We start from the raw sequence: 18,123 nt of genomic DNA, 5'->3' as shown, positions 1-18,123 counted from the left end.
TGACTGGGCGAGCGGCTCCGGGTCCCCCCGGAATTCCGCCGCCACCCCACCCAACGGATCCTACGGGTCAGGCATTCCCGAGCGCTGTCAGGCAGGGCCCCGGTGTGCGGAGTGCCTCAGTACCGCGGGTAGGTCCGGGACGCCAGGAGCTCCCCGGGAGTCGTCGGGGACGCGGAGACGCAGGACGCGTCGATCACAAAGGCGTCGACGCGCGAGCTGTCGGAGGGGTGCGGGAGGACGACGATATAGGCGCTCTGACCGTCGTAGGTGTCCTGCTGCGCCGCGAGAGCCGGCTCCTTGCGACCGGTGCCGCTCTGTACGCAGGAGGGCACCTGAGGGTCGTCGTCGGCGCGCAGTGGCACATCGGGTGAGTTGCCCTGCCCGGTGACGCCGTTCGACGCGGTGGACTTCCGGTCGGCGAGCAGTTCGTGCACGCGGTCCTTGAGCGTGCCCGAGGAGAGGGTGGACTTCCCGGTGGCGCTCTGGCTGGCGTGCGCCTGGGGGTCGCTGTCGTTGTGATCGCCGGAGGAGCCGCTCTGGAGGAAGAAGGATCCGATGCCGATCACCGCGGCGGCGCATGCGCCGCCGAGGACGGCCTTGCGCCAGCGGCGGGCGCGGCCGGGGCGGGTGCTGGGCCCGGTGGATCCTCGTCCAGGCCCGGTGGCCCCACGCGGGCGCCCGGCGGGCCGGTCCGCCGCGATGGACGGCTTGGCCGTGGGCTCCACGGTGTCGGAGTCGGGGTCGCTGGAGGCGACATCGGCCGTTTCACGTGAAACAGGCGTGGGCGCGGCGTCCGGATCCGGAGTTTCACGTGAAACATCGCCCACGCGCTCGGGGGCGGTCGCGTCGAGAAGCGCTTCGGCGGCCAGCGCCGCGTCGATGCGGCTCGCGACATCGGCGGGCATCCCTACCGGTCCTGGGAGCGTCCCGAGCAGGGAGCGGATCTCGTCCAGGGACTCCCATACGTCCGTACACAGCACGCAGCTCGCGAGGTGAGTGCGCACATCGACGGCGCGGGACGGAGAGAGCAGCCCCTCGGTGAGTGCGGAGATCTCCGCGACTTCAGGGTGCTCTTCCGTGTCCGTCGAGGATGTCACGCTCGCCCACCTCCGCCCTTCACGGCATCTGTGTCGTTCGGTCCTGCCGTCGGTGGGACGGACGTCCCCTGCGTCCGGTTCCTTCCCATGCCCGAGGGTGAGCTACCCCTCCCACTGGGGTGGAGATGTGAGAGGAGTGGCAGCAGTCGTGCGCGGCCCCGGGCGCAGCGGCTCTTCACGGTGCCGGTGGGAACGTCCAGGACCTTCGCCGCCTCCGCGACGGGGTAGCCCTGCATATCGACCAGCACCAGGGCCGCGCGCTGCTCGGGAGGGAGGGTGCGCAACGCCTGGAGCAGTTCGCGGTGGAGATCACCGCGCTCGGCGGGGGCGGCGGCCGACTCATGGGGTTCCAGGAGTTGCTCGAGCCGCTCGGTGTCGTCGACGGGGGAGGTGCGACGGGAGGCGGCCTTGCGGGCCCGGTCCAGACAGGCGTTGACCGTGATGCGGTGCAGCCACGTGGTCACGGCGGACTGGCCCCGGAACGTGTGGGCGGCGCGATAGGCGGAGACGAGCGCGTCCTGGACCGCGTCGGCCGCTTCTTCGCGGTCGCCGAGGGTGCGCAGCGCCACCGCCCAGAGTCTGTCGCGGTGGCGCCGCACTATCTCGCTGAAGGCGTCCGGGTCGCCGTCGACGTGCCGGGCGAGGAGCTCGCCGTCGCTCGCTCCGCCGATGGTGGCGTCGTCCAACGTTGAGCCCCTCCCCTCTCGGCCGACCGTAGAGGGTCAGCCCTTGACCTTGATCTCCGAGATGCCGCCACGGTAGCGATCGGGGGTGCTGGTCGGAAGCTCCGTGATGTGGACCAGGACGTATCGCGTCCGTACCGGCTTGTCGAGAACGGTGGACAGCTTCTTCCCGACGCTCTTCAGATCGGTGAGGTGCTTGGAGAAGGCGCTGAGTGAGGTGGGGTCGGATGCCGAGGGGTCGGCGGCGAGGACTTCCACCTTCTGGCCGGCGGCGTAGAAGTCGATGTCGAGGCTCGAGACGCTTTTGGCGCTGCCGAGGTCGACAATGATGCCGCTGCCCTGCTTGCGCCGGGGCAGGTTACCGAAGTTCGGGTAGTTGTAGAACTCCTTGGTCACCCAGGCGGTGTTCGTATCGCCGTCGACGGCGCCATCGACCTTGTCCGGGGCGAAGGGCGCGTCCAGCGGCGAGAACTCCGTGGCGCCCTCGATGCTGAGCGGCTTGCCCACGGGCTTCAGGCCCTTGCCGTCGTCCTTCTCACCGGTGGACTTGCCCGGGCTGGACTTGTTCTCCTCCTTGAGGAGGGTGTCCGCGAGCTGCCAGCTGCCGAGGCCGAGAGCGGCGATCAGAAGGGCGGAGACGGTCCACTTGAGGGCCTTGCCCGTGCGGCTCTGGAGCGGCGGCGGAGGCGGCACGGGAGCGGCCGGAGGGGCCGGGTGCGCGGTGCCGCCGCGGTTCGCCTGCTGGCCGTACACACCCTGCTGGTACGTCGTGCGCTGGTACGCCGGGGAAGGGGTGAACGCGGGCTCCGGCGGCCGGATGCGCGGCATCGCCGCGACGGCCTTGGCCAGCTCCTCGGGGGTGGTGCAGGGCTGGTCCTGACGGGAGGCGGTGGCCCCGTCGTTGACCAGCGCGCGCATCGCGAGCTCGGACAGACCGCGGTGCACTCCGGCACGGACCTGGTCGGGGGCGATCAGGCCCACGCCCTTGGGCAGCCCGGAGAGGCCGTAGGCGTCGGCCTCGTACGGCCAGCGCTGAGTGAGTGCCGCGTACAGCAGCGCGCCGATCGCCTCGGTGTCGGTGCGCTGGGGGTGGTCGACGCTGATACCACGCAGGGCGGCCATGACGGCCAGTCCGCGGATGCGGTACTGACCGGACTCGGTGCGCAGTACGGAGCCGGGGTTCAGCCGCAGATGGGCCAGGCCCTCGCGGTGGGCGGCGGCCATGGCCTGGGAGACCTGGCTGACCAGTTGGTACGCGTCATGCGGCTCGAGCGGCCCGGCGGCCAGCACGGCGGTGAGCTCGGTGGCGTCGGGAAGCCACTCATGGACGACATAGACGAGATCGTTCTCCTCGACGGCGTCGAGGACCTGGACGAAGCGGGGATCGCCCAGCAGGGCCGCCGAACGGGCGGCGGCGAGCACCGACCTGGCGCGCGGATGGTCCGCGGGCACGACATGCACCCCGACGGCACGCCGCAGTTTCTCGTCCACGGCACGCCAACTGCTGAATCCGTCCAGACGGGTGACGCACTCCTCCAGACGGTAGCGTCTGGCCAGCTTGTGACCGCTGTGCAGTTCCAGGGGGTTCGCTTCGGCCGCGGCGCCCGTATCGTCGGTGACCGCGGCCTCTGTCCCCTTGCCGACCTTCTGTTTCGTCCCCGCCCCGTCGGCCGTGGCCTTACCCGCCTCGGCGGTCAGCGGCTCCTCTCCACCGCTGTCGGCCACGTCGACGGCAGCCGTGCTCCGTTCCGCCACCGTCGTTCCTGCCTCCCCATCCGTTGCGCCTACTCCGAGCCAAGACAATTGTGCCCACAGTCCGCCGCTATGCACGACACACGGTGGCGGACGATGGTTGTGCTCAATGATCAGCGTCCGAGTCGTCCGCGCACCATACCGACCATGGCCGTCAGCTCATCAACGCGCATCCGTTTCGCAGCAATGTAGAAGACCGCGATAAGAACGAGACCGCCGCCCAGCAAAGCCGCTACGGAGCCGACGACGCCCATCCCGAGGGTCTGCATGATGGTGTAGGCCGAGCCGCCGCCCAGGAGGGCGGCGGGGATGCTGGCGCCGACGAGGCGGGTGTAGGTGCGCACGACGCGGGGGCCGTCCAGATCGCCGCCCAGCCGGTTGCGCAGCCGCTTCCAGGCCACACCCACGCCGATGGCGTAGGCCAGGCCGTAGGCGGCCGCCATACCGGCGACGGCCCAGCGGGCGGGGAGCAGGAGATAGGCGAGCCCGGATCCGGCGGCGTTGACGGCGGCGATGATCACCGTGTTGTAGAAGGGGGTGCGGGTGTCCTCGTAGGCGTAGAAGCCGCGGAGGACGACGTACTGCACGGAGAAGGGGATCAGACCCAGGCTGAACGCCATGAGGATGTAGCCCATGGAGACGGCCGCGTCGGTGCCGGAGGCGCCGAACAGCAGTGTGCACATGGGGATGCCCAGGGCGATGAAGCCGAACGCGAGCGGGACGATGGCGACCGCGGAGGTGCGCAGACCCTGCGAGATGTCGTCGCGGACCGCTCCGGAGTCCCCGTCGTGGGCTGCCCGGGAGATCCGGGGCAGCAGCGAGGCCATGACGGAGACGGTGATGATCGCCTGTGGCATGCCCCAGATGAGCTGGGCGCTGGAGTAGCCGACGAAGCTCATGCCCGGCGCGTTCTGGTTCTCGGCCTCGGCACCGGCCGCGGTGGACAGCTGGGTCACGACCAGCACGCCCGCCTGGTTGGCGAGGACGAACAGGACCGTCCACTTGGCCAGCTTGGCGGCCTTGCCGAGGCCGTGGCCGCGCCAGTCGAAGCGCGGCCGGAAGCGGAAGCCGGTGGCACGCAGATAGGGGAACATCGCCAGGGACTGGACGACGAGCCCCAGCAGGGTGCCCATGCCCAGCAGCCGGATGCCTTCGGCGGTGATGGTCGTGGTGTCCATCTTGGAGCTGCCGGCGGTGCCGAACACCCAGATGAACAGGCCGAAGGTGAAGATTATGACGATGTTGTTCAGGACGGGGGTCCACATCATCGCCCCGAACCGGCCCCGGGCGTTGAGGATTTGGCCGACCACCACGTGAATGCCCATGAAGAAGATGGTGGGCAGGCAGTAGCGGGCGAAGGTGACCGCGACCTCGTTGTCGGCGGGGTTGTCCGCGATGGTCGGCGACATCACGCGGAGCAGCATCGGCGCGGCGATCACGGTCACCGCGACCAAGAGGCCGAGCACCACCATCACCAGGGTGAGCAGCCGGTTGGCGAAGGCCTCGCCGCCGTCGTCGTCCTCCTTCATCGCGCGCACGAGCTGCGGGACGAAGACCGAGTTCAGACCGCCGCCGATGGTGAGGATGTAGACCATCGTCGGCAGCGTGTATGCGAGGGCGTAGGTGGAGCCGAGGGTGGCCGCGCCCAGCCCGGCGAGGACCACCATCTGCCGGACGAAGCCGGTGAGCCGGGAGACCAGGGTGCCCGCGGCCATCAGCGCGCTGGACTGGAGCACGCTGGACGCGCGGCCCTTGCCCCCTGAGGGCTTCTTCGGCGCGGGCTCGGTCGTGGGGGCGGTCACCACCGGGGCGGCCACCGTGGGGGCGGCGGCCGTCGCGCCGGGGGACTCGGATCTGGGCGGTCCGGGGAACGGCGCCTGTCCCTGAGCGGGTGCCTGGCCCTGCGGGTGGTTCTGCGAGCCCTGCGGGTAGCCCTGGCCCTGGCCGGACCGGGGCTCATAGGACTGCTGATCGCGGTAGAGGTGCGCGAAGGCGTCCCGCTGCGGCTGCTCCCCGGCCCCGTAGGCGTCGTCGGCTCCCGGATAGCCCTGGCCCGCCTGATCGGCCGTGTACGGCTGCTGTACGGCGCCCTGGTGGCCGGCGGCGGCCTCGGGGGACCAGGCGCGCGGGTCGGGGCCCTGCGGCGTGGGCGGCTGCTGGTAGTACTGCTGCTGGTAGCCGTCCTGCTGCGGTGCGTGGGAGGAGTGCCGGTCGTACAGGGGGTCCGTCAGCGGATCGTGGGCGTACCGATCCTGCGTCGGATACGGGTAGGGCGTGAAGCTGCCCGTCGCGTACGAGTCGTCCAGGTAGGGATCCGGGGCGTAGTACTGCTGGCCGTACGACTGGCGTGGATCGGCCGGGGGCGCCTGCTGGGCGTCGCCCAGATACGGATCCCGCTGGTGCGGTTCCTGTCCGTAAGGGTCGTGGGGGCCGTGAGGGGACGGCTGTGGCGGCGGTGGCACTCGGCCATCACCGTCATACGGCGCGTTCATCGCTACCCCACCTCATCGTCCACTGCGGCCCACCGGCCCCGGCATTGCTCAATGGTCCACTTTCTCACCCGAGCCGGACGGGCCAGCGCTTTGCGATCCGGTGTCCGGCGCCGGGTCACTCGGCTGCTCGGGCACGAGGGCGTGTGCGGGGTCACACCGGTCGGTCTCCGGGGCCTCGCTGTCGTCCTCATCATCCTGCCCGTGCGCCTCCTCGGCGTCTTCCCCGTCCCCGCCGTCCTCACCGCTCCTGGCGGCCGCGCGCTTGCGCTGGACATAGATCCGGACACCGGCGAGGACCAGCAGCAGCACACCGCCGGCGATCACCAGAATCACGGTCGACGTGATTTCGGTGACATTCACCTCGAACCGCATCTCATCGCCGTACGGCTGTCCGTCCGGGGTGTAGAGCCGCGCCGAGACCCACACCGGGCCGTTCGCGTTGGCCGTGGTCCCGAACTTCACGGACTGGCTGTGGCCGCCCTCCACATTGACCAGCTGGGGGTCGCTGACCGCCAGCCGGTTGCCCTGCTGGGAGCGCAGGACGAGTCGCAGCTCGACGCTCTGCACCAGGTTGTTCTGGATGGTCACCGGAACGGTCGCGCTGCGCCCGGAGAGGGTCATGTTCGACTTCGTGACCAGGCGCACCTTCTTGGTGAGCCCGGAGAGATAGGTCTGCACATCGTGCCGGAAGCCGGTCGCGTTCTGCGCCTCGCTGCGCCACGAGGTCGACATCTCGCGCCTGATCGCGTTCCCGAAGGGGGTGACCACCCGGTATTTGGCGGTCAGGATCGGCTCGAAATTGTCCAGGGTCTTCTGGGTCTTCTGGATCCGGTCGAACGCCTCGGTCGGCAGCTCCCGTGCGCGCAGCGACCGGGGGTACGAGCGGGTGCTCGGCACCCGCTGGGTGGCGCTCGGGTCGGGCTTGGCCTTCGCGGCCTGCCCCAGGCTCAGCGGCTGCGTCCACTGCCCGGAGAGGCCCTCCATGGCCGCCGCCATCGCCTGCGCCTGGCTGGTGGTGGGCGTCCGCTGGGGGGCGACCACGATGCTGCGCTGCCTGTCCGGCGCCTGGAGGTTGATCATCTGGCTCTGGGCCAGGAAGCGCTGGATGGCGAGGGTGGAGTTCTCCGCCTTGGACATGTCGCCGGTGAAGCCCGTCGACAGCCGTGCGTCGGCGACCACCGCCGTATTGCCGCCGCCGATCTGGCGGGCCGCGGTCGGGGTGTAGGAGAGCCCGCCGGTCTCGCGCAGGCTGTCGCTGCGGGCGATCACGTTGTGGGCGCCCGCGGAGGTGGCGACGTCCACGATCGAGGAGTCGACCGCGCCCTCGACGGGCCAGGCGAAGTCCGTGCGCGGCCGCACCCCGAGGATGGTCTCCACGGTCGTCGAGGCGAGCTCGGTGGAGCCCTGGAGATGGCTGAGGGCGCCGGTGACGTTCTTACCGCGGTGGGCGAGCGAGGCGAGGTCGGGGTCGGCGAACGGCAGCGCGACCACCTGCTTGCCCTCCACGGCCTTCTGGAGGGCGTCCAGCCACTGCTTGGCGACGGTCTGGCCACGGCCCGCCCTGGTCCCGTTGCCCGAGGGGTTCTGGACCTCGTACTTCTTGGTCATCGCGTCGACCGTGGCGAGCAGGTCGGGGTCGATCACCCAGGTGATGGGGAGGTTCTTCCCCAGGGCGACCATCTGCTGAAGCCGACCGCCCGGGGCCAGCTCCTTGGCCAGGCGGTCGTCCCGGAAGATCGGGGTGCGGTCCTCGTCGTTGTCCGTGCGGGCGGTCACATGGGTGGCGGAGATCAGCGGCCACAGATAGGTGAGCTGGGACTTCTTCTGGGACGGGCCCGACTGCCAGGGCAGGAAGGTTCGCTCGATGCCCAGCACCTGCGGCCAGGGCTGATGGGAGGTGCCACCGGTGAGCGATACGCCGAGTTGATAGACGCCGTTCTCCCCCAGGTGCAGCTGATCCACCGGTATGGAGAGGGAGAAGTCACGGCTGGTGCCGGCCGCCAGCTTGCCGATCTTCTTGGCGTATTTGCCGTCGATCTCGGTGCCGTCGAGCCCCTCCGTATAGCCGGTGCGGTGGGCCGTGGTGTCGATCGCGCTGCGGCCGCTCATGGTCGGGCCGACACGGAGGCCCACCCGCGCCCCCACGATGGTGCCCTTGGTGTCGTTGGTGACGGTGCCACTGACGGTGAGGGTGTCGCTCTCCTTCGGCGCGGTGGGGGTCAGTGAGGTGATGGAGACGTCCACCGATCGCGAGCCCGTGGCCTTGCTCTCGGCGTGGGCGGCGGATGCCGCCGGAATCTGTGTCAGGCCCGCGAGCATCGGCGCCGCGGCCAGCAGGGCCGCCGTGCGCCGCAACCATCGCCGGGCACGAGCGGAAGTTGTCCCCCGGAGGTCTGCCGCATCGGCCACGCGCTCGCCCGTCCCTTGTCGTCAGTAGGTCGTCAGTGGTCGTCGCAATGTGCGTCCACGAAATGGTAACGATGCCCGCTGTGACGAAGTGCTGTGGACGGCTCCACAAGATCGTTACGCAGTGGTGGCCCCATCGGGGGTGGAGTCTCGAGGGCGCACGGCCACGTACCCTGTTCTGTTGTGCCGAACGCCAACAATGACAGCCGATCCCCGCAGTCGACCAACGAGCTCAGCCAGGTGCAGCGCCGCGCCGTGGGCGAACTCCTGCGGGTCTCTCCCGTTGCCGACGATCTTGCCCGTCGCTTCCAGCAGGCCGGTTTCCGCCTGGCCCTGGTCGGCGGCTCGGTACGGGACGCGCTGCTCGGGCGGCTCGGTAACGATCTGGATTTTACGACGGACGCGCGGCCGGATGAGGTACTGAAGATCGTACGGCCCTGGGCGGACGCGGTCTGGGACGTAGGCATCGCCTTCGGTACGGTCGGCTGTCGAAAGGGCATGTCGCCAGGAAGCGGGTCGGATCAGAGCTTCCAGATCGAAATCACGACCTATCGGTCAGAAGCCTATGACCGGACATCTCGGAAGCCCGAGGTGTCCTACGGCGACTCCATCGAGGAGGACCTGGTCCGTCGGGACTTCACGGTCAACGCGATGGCGGTCGCCCTTCCGCAGAAGGAGTTCATCGACCCGCACCACGGTCTGGAGGATCTCGCCGCCCGGGTGCTGCGCACTCCGGGGACGCCCGAGGAGTCCTTCTCCGACGATCCGCTGCGGATGATGCGTGCCGCGCGTTTCGCCGCGCAGCTGGACTTCGAGGTGGCCCCCGAGGTCGTCGCCGCGATGACGGCGATGGCCGAGCGCATCGACATCGTCTCGGCGGAGCGGGTGCGTGATGAGCTCAACAAGCTCGTCCTGGCCGACCACCCCCGCAAGGGGCTGCGGCTGCTGGTGGAGACAGGGCTCGCCGACCGCGTCCTGCCGGAGCTCCCGGCGCTGCGCTTGGAGCGCGATGAGCACCACCGCCACAAGGATGTCTACGAGCACTCGCTGACGGTGCTGGACCAGGCCATCGACCTGGAGACCGAGGGCCCCGATCTGACGCTGCGGCTGGCCGCGCTGCTGCATGACATCGGCAAGCCCAAGACGCGCCGCTTCGAGAAGGACGGCCGGGTCTCCTTCCACCACCACGAGGTGGTGGGAGCCAAGATGACCAAGTACCGGATGACGAGGCTCAAGTACTCCAATGAGCTGATCAAGGATGTCTCCCGCCTGGTCGAGCTGCATCTGCGCTTCCACGGCTATGGCACGGGGGGATGGACCGACTCCGCGGTCCGCCGCTATGTCCGTGACGCCGGGCCGCTGCTGGACCGGCTGCACAAGCTGACCCGCTCGGACTGCACCACGCGCAATCGACGGAAGGCGGTGGCGCTCTCGCGTGCGTACGACGGCCTCGAGGAGCGCATCGCCCGACTCCAGGAGCAGGAAGAACTGGATGCGATCCGCCCGGATCTGGATGGCAACGAGATCATGAAGATCCTCGGCATCCCCCCGGGGCCGCAGGTCGGCAAGGCGTACAAGCATCTGCTGGAGCTGCGGCTGGAGCACGGCCCCATGGATCGGGACACCGTGATCGCCGCGCTCCAGGAGTGGTGGGAAGCCCAGTCGGAGGGCTGAGCCCCTCACGTTTCACGTGAAACATCGACCCGCTTGGCGCTCTGCCGGTCATGTTTCACGTGAAACCTCACCAGGCCCGCGGTGGCCACGTAGAGCAGCGCCACAGAGATCAGCAGCGCGGTCGATGTGCCGTCCGGTGGCAGTATCACCGCGGCGACCGCCGCGGCTCCCACGAAGGCGACATTGAACAGCACGTCGTAGAGGGAGAAGATCCGCCCGCGGAAGTCATCGGCGATGGCGGACTGCACCACGGTGTCGGTGGCGATCTTCGCGCCCTGGGTGATCAACCCGAGCACGAACGCGGCGATCAGCATGGGAGCGGGCTCGAAGGGCAGTCCGAGCCCGGGTTCCAGGAGGGCCGCGCTCCCCGCGCACACCATCACCCAGGAGAGCCGGCCGTCCGGCCGGGAGGGCGTACGGGCGGCGAGCCGGGCCACCGCCCATGGCGTGATCACCGCCGCCGCGAAGAAGCCCGCGCCCGAGACGCCGACGGCCAGCCCCAGCAGCGCCAGCCCCTGGGACTCGGTGTCGGCCCATGCGTAGCGGCAGAGCATCAGCACCGTCACCGTGAGCGCGCCGTAGCAGAAGCGCATCAGCGTCATCGCGGTCAGCGCCACAGTGGGATCCCGGCGCTCCAGCAGATGGCGTACGCCCGCGACCAGACCCCGCGCGGTGCTCATCAGGGCCGCGGAGAGACGGGGCTGAAGGGCCGCGGGATCCGGCCCCAGCAGACCCGGCGCCATCAGCAGGGCCGTGAGCCCGGCGATGAGATAGAGCGCGGCGCCCACCAGGACGACCAGCGCGTCCGATGAGGTGCCTCCCGGACCCGACAGCCGGACGATGAAGGCGAGGCTGCCGCCGGCCGTGGCGGCGAGCGTTCCGGCCGTGGGCGAGAGGGAATTGGCCATGACCAGACGCTCCTGGCTGTCCACGACCCGGGGCAGGGCCGCCGAAAGGCCGGCCAGTACGAAGCGGTTGACGGCCGTCACCGACAGGGCCGAGACATAGAAGAGCCACTCCGGCACCTGGCCCAGCACCAGTACGGCGGTTCCGGCGGCCAGCCCCGAGCGCAGCAGATTGCCGTAGAGCAGCACCTGCCGCCGGCGCCAGCGGTCCAGCAGCACCCCGGCGAAGGGGCCGAGCAGGGAGTAGGGGAGCAACAGGACGGCCATGGCGGAGGCGATGGCCGCGGCGGAGGTCTCCTTCTCCGGGGAGAAGACCACATAGGTGGCGAGCGCCACCTGGTAGACGCCATCGGCCGACTGGGACAGCAGCCGGATGGCCAGAAGGCGGCGGAAGTCCCGCAGTTGCAGCAGTACGCGGAGATCACGCACAACAGGCATGGCGTCAGCCTCACACACCACACGGGCCTCCGGGTGTATTACCCGGAGGCCCGTGATCACGCGGCGGGAATCAGCGCATGGTGCTTCAGCGCTCGACCTCGCCCTTGATGAACTTCTCCACGTTCTCCCGCGCCTCGTTGTCGAAGTACTGCACCGGAGGCGACTTCATGAAGTACGAGGAGGCCGAGAGGATCGGGCCGCCGATGCCGCGGTCCTTGGCGATCTTCGCGGCGCGCAGCGCGTCGATGATGACACCCGCGGAGTTCGGGGAGTCCCACACCTCGAGCTTGTACTCCAGGTTCAGCGGGACATCGCCGAACGCGCGGCCCTCCAGGCGGACGTAGGCCCACTTGCGGTCGTCCAGCCAGGCCACGAAGTCCGAGGGGCCGATGTGGACGTTGTCGGCGCCCAGGTCGCGGTCGGGGATCTGGGAGGTGACGGCCTGGGTCTTGGAGATCTTCTTGGACTCCAGACGCTCCCGCTCGAGCATGTTCTTGAAGTCCATGTTGCCGCCGACGTTCAGCTGCATGGTGCGGTCCAGGATGACGCCCCGGTCCTCGAACAGCTTGGCCATCACGCGGTGCGTGATGGTCGCGCCGACCTGCGACTTGATGTCGTCACCGACGATCGGCACCCCGGCCTCGGTGAACTTGTCCGCCCACTCCTTGGTACCGGCGATGAAGACCGGGAGCGCGTTGACGAAGGCGACCTTCGCGTCGATGGCGCACTGGGCGTAGTACTTGGCGGCGTCCTCGGAGCCGACCGGGAGGTAGCAGACCAGAACGTCGACCTGCTTGTCCTTGAGGACCTGGACGATGTCGACCGGGGCCTCGTCGGACTCGTCGATGGTCTGGCGGTAGTACTTGCCGAGTCCGTCGAGCGTGTGGCCGCGCTGGACCGTGACACCGGCCGTCGGCACGTCGCAGATCTTGATGGTGTTGTTCTCGCTGGCGCCGATGGCGTCCGCGAGGTCCAGGCCGACCTTCTTCGCGTCCACGTCGAAGGCGGCCACGAACTCCACGTCCTTCACGTGGTAGTCGCCGAACTGCACGTGCATCAGACCCGGCACGCGGGTGTCCGGGTCGGCGTCCTTGTAGTACTCGACGCCCTGCACCAGCGAGGCGGCGCAGTTGCCCACACCGACGATGGCTACACGAACCGAACCCATTCCGGTTGCTCCCTGTGTGTACTGGACGAGGCCCCGCGGATGCCGGGCCTCACTTGGCGGTGTCATCGGACGGATCCGGCCGGGAACCACCCCGGTGCCGGGGCGGGCCGTCCGCATCTTCTGACTGGTCCTGCGGTGGCGGCCGGCCCTCGTCCCGCTCGGTCGTCCGGTCCTGCCCGGCGGTGCCGTCGCGCCGATCGCGCCCGGCCCGCTCGCTCTCGATCAGCTCGTTCAGCCAGCGCACCTCGCGCTCCACCGACTCCATCCCGTGGCGTTGCAGCTCGAGGGTGTAGTCGTCCAGGCGCTCGCGGGTGCGGGCCATGGCGGCGCGCATCTTGTCCAGGCGCTCCTCCAGGCGGCTGCGCCGCCCCTCCAGCACCCGCATCCGAACGTCTCGTGACGTCTGGCCGAAGAAGGCGAACCGGACGCCGAAGTGCTCGTCCTCCCAGGCATCCGGCCCGGTGTGGGTGAGCAGCTCCTCGAACCGCTCCTTTCCCGCGGCCGTGAGCCGGTAGACGATCTTCGCCCGGCGGCCGGAGAGAGGTGCCGCGAGAGCGTCCTGGGAGGTGCTGCCGGATTCCTCGATCAACCAGCCGTTGCCGACCAGCGTCTTGAGGCAGGGATAGAGGCTGCCGTAGCTGAACGCGCGGAACACCCCGAGTGAGGTGTTGAGCCGCTTCCGCAGCTCATATCCGTGCATCGGTGACTCGCGCAGCAGGCCGAGAACGGCGAACTCCAGGACGCCCGAGCGTCTGCTCATTCCCCGCCTCTCCTCTGCTCCGGGCCCGCTATGTCGAGCTGATGTATCGACTCGATACATCCAGACGATAGAACCCTGCTCGGGAAGGGACAAGAGGGACCACGGTGAACGCCGTCACATCACCAATTCGAGACACTCAATCTGACGGTTATGGAGCGAAGGTGGCGGCTGGGCGGGTTTTGACCGTGCGTACTCTGTTCGCCATGCAGACCTATGGGAACCAAGTGACGCCGCGATGCGTCCTCGTCCCGGATGCAGTGCGTCCGGTTGCCTGGTGCGACCGGATCGCACATTGGGGGGACCGGAAGCCATCTGCCGCTTTCAGGCGATAGCGCCTGCCCGAGGAGAAGTCGTTCCATGAGCGAGCACCGTCGCAAGCCGCCGCAACCCCAAGGCGGCGGACGAGCAGCGGCCCGGCGAGCCGGACAGCAGTCGTCCGGCCGCCGCGCAGCACCGACGCACAACGCCGCAGCCGGCTCGGACGCCACCCCACAGGGGGAAGAGCGCCCTTATGGCGGCCGCGCGGCGGCCCGCCGTGCCGCCGCCCAACGCAGTGGTGGCCGTAGACGAGGATCCGATCCGAGCGCGGCCGACGCGGGCCCCGGTGGTCGCGGAGGCGGCCGGAGGGGGACCGGCGGCGGCCGTGGACACGGTCCGGGGGGCGATGGGACCCCCGGCAAGAAACGCTTCATCGACTACCCGCGCGGCGGGCGGTCGGGCTTCCGGCGCTGGGTACCGTCCTGGAGGCTGGTGACGGGCACCTTCATCTTCTTCTTCGCGGTGCTGCTCGGCGCCGTCGGCATAGGTCTGTGGCTGGTGGAGGTGCCGACCGCCCAGGCCGCGTCCCAGACCCAGAAGAACGTCTACTACTGGGCGGACGGCAAGCAGATGGTGGTCTCCGGCGGTGGTGACCTCAACCGCCAGATCGTCCCCCTCAGCAAGATCCCGAAGTCCATGCAGAACGCGGTGATCTCCGCGGAGAACGCCAGCTTCTACGACGACAGCGGCGTCGACCCGATGGGTATCGCCCGCGCGGTCGTCAACATGGCGAAGGGTGGAGCGACCCAGAGTGGTTCGACCATCACCCAGCAGTTCGTGAAGAACACCTACCTCGACCAGTCACAGACGCTCACGCGTAAGGTCAAGGAGCTGTTCATCTCCATAAAGGTGGGCGCGACCAAGGACAAGGACTACATCCTCGGGAGCTATCTGAACACCGCGTACTACGGACGTGGTGCCTACGGCTGCCAGGCGGCCGCGCGCGCCTACTTCGACCGGGACTGCTCGAAGCTGACGCCCAGCCAGAGCGCCTTCCTGGCCTCGACGCTCAACGGCCCCAACCTCTACGACCCCAACGGTGGCTATGGCGCCGCCGCCACCAAGGAGGCCAACACCAAGCGCGCCAAGCAGCGCTGGGAGTGGACCCTGCGGCGTGAGGTCGCCGTGCACAGGATGAGCAGGACCGAGGCCCAGAAGTGGATCGGCAAGGGCTTCCCGATGCCGCAGAACCCCAAGGTGGCCACGAACAAGCAGGGCCAGATCGGCTATCTCACCGACCTCGCCGACAACTACATCATCGCCAACACCGGCATCAGCAAGTCAAAACTGGACAAGGGTGGCTATCAGATCCACACCACCTTCGACCGGAAGAAGATCAGTGAGCTGACCCGGGCGGTCGAGAAGGTCTCCAAGGAGAGCATCAAGCCGAAGGTGCGCGAGGCGGACAAGCACGTCCAGTTCGGCGGCGCCTCGGTGGAGCCCAAGACGGGCAAGATCCTGGCCATCTACGGCGGCAAGAACGCGCTGGAGCACTACCGCAACAACGCCGACTACACCGGTGTCCAGGTGGGCTCGACCTTCAAGCCCTTCGTGATGGCCGCCGCGATGACCAATGGCGCCCGCGATCCGAAGGGCCCACGGGAGCAACCCGATTCCGAGCGCACCCTCGTCTCGCCGAGCAGTGTCTACAACGGCGACAACAAGGTGACCCTGCGGGACTACGACGGAACCGTCTGGCACGACAAGGACGGCAAGGAGTGGCACCAGCGGAACGACGGTGACGAGGACAAGGGCCCGATCAGCCTGCGCACCGCGATGCAGTACTCGGTGAACACCCCGTTCATCCAGCTGGGCATGGACGTCGGCACCGACAAGGTGCGGGACGCGGCCCTGGCCGCGGGCCTCAACAAGGAGCAGCTGTCGTCGATCACCCCGACGTTCTCGCTCGGCACCTCCGCACCCAGCGCCATCCGGCTCGCCGGGGCGTACGCCACCTTCGCGGCCAGCGGTCAGCAGGCCGAGCCGTACTCGGTGGAGCGGGTCGAGGACAAGAACGGCACCGTCTACGACCACAAGCAGGAGGCCGAGGTCAAGCGGGCGTTCGACTCGAACGTGGCGAACAACGTCACCGACGTCCTGGAGAACGTGGTCCAGCGCGGCACCGGCACCTCGGCCAAGATCGGCCGTCCGGTCGCGGGCAAGACCGGAACCACCGACGAGAACAAGTCGGCCTGGTTCTCCGGCTACACCCCGCAGCTGTCCACGGCGATCGGCATGTGGCGGGTGGACGACCAGGCCAAGAGCCAGAAGTTCCTGTCCATGCGCGGTGTGGGCGGCCAGAAGACGATCCACGGTGCGTCGTTCCCGGCGCAGATCTGGGCCGACTACATGCGCGGTGCCCTGAAGGGCGTGCCCGTCAAGGACTTCCCCGCGGCCACTCCGATCGGCCAGAAGGTCTTCGGCGAGGACGCCAGCCCGAGCCCGACCCCGACGACGGACAAGCCGTCCGAGTCCCCCTCGGAGTCGCCTTCGGAATCTCCGTCGGAGTCCCCCTCGGAGTCGCCGTCCGGCAGCCCGACCCCGACCAACACCTGTGACCCGCTGGACCTGAGCTGCAACGACAACGGCGGCAACGGCAACGGCGGCAACCAGAACGGCGGCGCGAACGGCGGTCCGGGAGGTCCGTCCACGTCGCCGACCACGGAGGACCCGGGTGGCCCCGGTGGCATATTCGGCGGCCCGACCGGGGGCCGCAGGAAGGAATAGCCAGCGGTCCCGTACGACCCGTTCACCCCTCGTCGGCCGCGCCGGAGCGAACCCGCTCCGGCGCGGCCGACGCCGTTCCAGGCCCTGGACGGCTCTCTGCGCCTCTGGTACGCCTCCCCCCGCCTCAGGGCCCGGCCGGGCGTCCGCGGCGCGCTCAGCGGCCGCTGGGGCGGTCCTGACTCCTCCGGAGTGGCTCGTACGGCAGGATGGGGGCCATGAGCGTGCGCGAGGACCCACAGGCCCAGCCCGTCAGGCCGACCGCCGAGGACCCGGTGGCCGCGTCCGGCAGCGAGCTGATCGGTGGGCCGACCGGGCGCCGGGCCCTGCTCGGCACGAGCTGGTGGACCCCGGTGCGGATCGTGGCGATCGTCGCCATCGGCATGTTCGCCCTGGGCATGGTGCAGAAGCTGCCGTGCTACGACGGAGGCTGGTTCTTCGGGGCCACCGCCCAGTACACCCACGCCTGCTACTCCGACATACCGCACCTCTACAACGGCCGCGGCTTCGCTTCCGACCTCGTCCCGTACTTCGACCGGATACCGGACAACGTCTCGGGCGGGATGCAGTACCTGGAGTATCCGGTCCTCACTGGCCTCTTCATGGAGGTCGCCTCCTGGATGACCCCGCACGGCGGCTCCATCCAGGACCGTGAGCAGATCTACTGGCTGGTCAACGCGGGCATGCTCATGGTCTGCACCGCGGTCATCGCGGTCTGTGTGGCCCGTACGCACCGCCGCCGTCCCTGGGACGCGCTGCTGGTCGCCCTCGCCCCGGCCTTCGCGCTCACGGCCACCATCAACTGGGACCTGTTCGCCGTCGCCCTTACGGCCGCCGCCCTGCTGATGTGGTCCCGCAGCCGGCCGCTGGCCGCCGGTGTGCTGCTGGGGCTCGCGACGGCCGCCAAGCTCTACCCCGGGCTGCTGCTCGGCGCGCTGCTGGTGCTCTGCCTGCGGGCGGGGCGGCTGCGGGCCTTCTGGACGGCCGCGGGCGGAGCCCTGGCCGCCTGGCTCGTGGTGAACCTGCCCGTGATGGTCAGCACGCAGGGCGGTCTGCACATCCGCGACGGCTGGAAGACGTTCTACACCTTCAGCCAGGAGCGCCCCGTGGACTTCGGCTCCGTGTGGCTGATCATCTCCCAGCGCACCGGGAACTCCCTGCAGGACGTCAATACCTACGGGACCGTGCTGATGGCCCTGGCCTGCCTCGGGGTGGCGGTGCTCGCCCTGTGCGCCCCGCGCCGTCCGCGCCTGGCCCAGCTGTCCTTCCTGATCGTCGCGGCGTTCGTGCTCACCAACAAGGTCTACTCACCGCAGTACGTGCTGTGGCTGATCCCGCTGGCCGCACTGGCCAGGCCGCGCTGGCGGGACTTCCTGGTCTGGCAGGCGTGCGAGGTCATGTACTTCCTGGGGATCTGGATGTACCTCGCGGACACGGGCAGCGGCGACCAGCACCGGGGGCTGCCCGCGGAGGGCTATCAGCTGGCGATCGCCGTGCATCTGCTGGGGACGCTCTATCTGTGCGCCCTGATCATCCGGGACGCGCTGGTGCCGGAGCGGGACCCGGTGCGCCGGGACGGCTCGGACGACCCCGGGGGAGGCGTGCTGGACCGGGCCCCGGACGCGTTCGTACTGGGAGAGGCGCGGCGCGCGTCCCGCTACGAGGGTGCGGCGCTGGTGGACTGGGGCGTCCACCAGGAGTGAGCC

General features: G+C 69.3%; 11 protein-coding genes. 3 read left to right on the top strand and 8 right to left on the bottom strand.

What is annotated here, in order from left to right:
* Positions 1–116: 116 nt before the first annotated feature.
* From KHP12_RS26875 to KHP12_RS26855, 5 genes are all read right to left on the bottom strand, one after another.
* Complete coding sequence (locus KHP12_RS26875) at positions 117–1,097, bottom strand: RsmA family anti-sigma factor (RefSeq protein ID WP_210609536.1); 981 nt, start codon at positions 1,095–1,097, stop codon at positions 117–119.
* The gene (gene sigM, locus KHP12_RS26870) at positions 1,094–1,783 is read right to left on the bottom strand and encodes an RNA polymerase sigma factor SigM (RefSeq protein WP_037954618.1); all 690 of its coding nucleotides are present in this window, start codon (positions 1,781–1,783) and stop codon (positions 1,094–1,096) included. Before sigM ends, KHP12_RS26875 begins: the two co-directional genes overlap by 4 nt.
* 36 nt (positions 1,784–1,819) lie before the next feature.
* Positions 1,820–3,535, bottom strand: a complete 1,716-nt coding sequence (locus KHP12_RS26865; protein ID WP_086879300.1) for a protein kinase family protein — start codon at positions 3,533–3,535, stop codon at positions 1,820–1,822.
* Positions 3,536–3,645: 110 nt separating this feature from the next.
* On the bottom strand, positions 3,646–6,024 hold the full coding sequence (gene murJ, locus KHP12_RS26860) for a murein biosynthesis integral membrane protein MurJ (RefSeq protein ID WP_208652815.1): 2,379 nt from the start codon (positions 6,022–6,024) through the stop codon (positions 3,646–3,648).
* A 48-nt stretch (positions 6,025–6,072) separates the two neighbouring features.
* Complete coding sequence (locus KHP12_RS26855; RefSeq protein ID WP_086879299.1) at positions 6,073–8,433, bottom strand: DUF6049 family protein; 2,361 nt, start codon at positions 8,431–8,433, stop codon at positions 6,073–6,075.
* Between the two features lie 180 nt (positions 8,434–8,613).
* Here KHP12_RS26855 and KHP12_RS26850 point away from each other — a divergent pair, with 180 nt between their 5' ends.
* The gene (locus tag KHP12_RS26850; protein WP_086879298.1) at positions 8,614–10,104 is read left to right on the top strand and encodes a CCA tRNA nucleotidyltransferase; all 1,491 of its coding nucleotides are present in this window, start codon (positions 8,614–8,616) and stop codon (positions 10,102–10,104) included.
* A gap of 5 nt (positions 10,105–10,109) precedes the next feature.
* Here the strand turns inward: KHP12_RS26850 and KHP12_RS26845 are convergent, their stop codons facing one another.
* From KHP12_RS26845 to KHP12_RS26835, 3 genes are all read right to left on the bottom strand, one after another.
* Positions 10,110–11,447, bottom strand: coding sequence for an MFS transporter (locus KHP12_RS26845; RefSeq protein WP_086879297.1), 1,338 nt, complete (start codon positions 11,445–11,447; stop codon positions 10,110–10,112).
* A gap of 85 nt (positions 11,448–11,532) precedes the next feature.
* The gene (locus KHP12_RS26840; RefSeq protein WP_086879296.1) at positions 11,533–12,615 is read right to left on the bottom strand and encodes an inositol-3-phosphate synthase; all 1,083 of its coding nucleotides are present in this window, start codon (positions 12,613–12,615) and stop codon (positions 11,533–11,535) included.
* A gap of 49 nt (positions 12,616–12,664) precedes the next feature.
* Complete coding sequence (locus KHP12_RS26835) at positions 12,665–13,375, bottom strand: PadR family transcriptional regulator (protein WP_086879295.1); 711 nt, start codon at positions 13,373–13,375, stop codon at positions 12,665–12,667.
* Positions 13,376–13,732: 357 nt separating this feature from the next.
* On the opposite strand from KHP12_RS26835, the gene KHP12_RS26830 reads away from it, so the two are divergent.
* Both KHP12_RS26830 and KHP12_RS26825 read left to right on the top strand, forming a co-directional pair.
* Positions 13,733–16,420 carry a transglycosylase domain-containing protein gene (locus tag KHP12_RS26830; protein WP_211833852.1) on the top strand — a complete coding sequence of 896 codons (2,688 nt, stop codon included), beginning with the start codon at positions 13,733–13,735 and terminating at the stop codon, positions 16,418–16,420.
* Positions 16,421–16,635: 215 nt separating this feature from the next.
* Positions 16,636–18,120 carry a glycosyltransferase family 87 protein gene (locus tag KHP12_RS26825; RefSeq protein ID WP_211833851.1) on the top strand — a complete coding sequence of 495 codons (1,485 nt, stop codon included), beginning with the start codon at positions 16,636–16,638 and terminating at the stop codon, positions 18,118–18,120.
* Positions 18,121–18,123 lie beyond the last annotated feature (3 nt).

Source organism: Streptomyces asiaticus (genome assembly GCF_018138715.1).
In the GTDB taxonomy this organism is placed as follows: Bacteria; Actinomycetota; Actinomycetes; order Streptomycetales; family Streptomycetaceae; genus Streptomyces; species Streptomyces asiaticus.
The sequence above is the reverse complement of the archived record's forward strand: the minus strand, read 5'-3'. Positions and strand labels throughout refer to the sequence as shown.